At 65.1% G+C, this 1,159-nt stretch carries 1 protein-coding gene; it reads right to left on the bottom strand.

The window, feature by feature from the left end; translation table 11 throughout:
- On the bottom strand, positions 1 to 1,159 hold a 1,159-nt coding region (bamA, locus tag OXS27_RS32260; protein ID WP_267361735.1), incomplete at both ends, for an outer membrane protein assembly factor BamA.

Here is a 1,159-nt window from a genome sequence, read left to right on the forward strand (position 1 = left end):
GATGCCGAACTCCTCGGTGATCGGCAGGCCGAGGCGCAGCTGGCCGCCATAGACCGTGGTCTCGTAGCGCGAGTACCGGGTCAGGTCGGAGTACTTGTAGAAGGCGTCGAAGCCGGCGGCGAGCCGGTAGCCGAGGAAGTACGGCTCGGTGAACGAGAAATCGACGCCGCGCGAGTACTGGCCGCCGGTGCCGGCGAGGCGGACATACTGGCCGCGACCGAGGAAGTTCGACTCGGAGACCGAGACCTCGCCGATGATGCCGTCCTGGGTGGAGTAGCCGCCCGCCACCGAGAACGAACCCGTGGGCTGATCCTCGACGTCGATGTTGATCACCACGCGGTCGGGCGCGGAGCCCGGCTCGTTCGAGAAGCGGACCTTCTTGAAGAAGCCCAGGCCGTTCAGGCGCCGCTCGGCGCGGTCGGTGAGCACGCGATTGTAGGCGTCGCCTTCGGCGATATCGAGCTCGCGGCGGATGACGTAGTCGCGGGTGCGGGTGTTGCCGCGGATGTTGATGCGCTCGACGTAGACGTGCGGGCCATCCTCGACCACGAAGCCCAGGGAGACCTGATGGCTGGCCGGATCGCGCTGACCGGTCGGGCGGACCTGCGCGAACGGGTAGCCTGCGCGGTTTACCTCTCGGGTGACGTTGGTGAGCGTCTTCTCGACGTCGTCGGCGTTGTAGACATCGCCTACGGCAGCCGCGATATCCCGATCAAGGTTGGCGTTGCTCACGCCGGGCAGGCGCGAATTCACCTGCACCGCGCCGACCTTGTACTGCTCGCCCTCGTTCAGCGTGATGGTGATGACGTAGCCCGATGTCTCGCCCTCGACGTAGCGCGCATCGGCGCTGACCACCTGGAAGTCGGCATAGCCGTTCTTCAGGTAGTAGCGGCGCACCTGGTCCAGGTCGTTGGTGATGCGGTCGGGATCGTACACATCGGAGGTCTTGATGAACGACAGGAAGTTCATCTCCGAGGAGCTCATCAGCCCCTTCAGGGTCCGCTCCGAATAGGCGTTGTTGCCGACGAAGTTGATCGAGACGATGCCGGTCTTATCGCCCTCGTCGATCTGGTAGATCACGTCGACGCGGCCGTTCGGCAGGTCGACGGTGCGGTAGGTCACCTTGGCGGTGCCTCGGCCGAAGCGCTTGTAGACGTCG

Source organism: Methylobacterium sp. GC_Met_3, assembly GCF_026540775.1.
Taxonomy (GTDB): Bacteria; Pseudomonadota; Alphaproteobacteria; order Rhizobiales; family Beijerinckiaceae; genus Methylobacterium.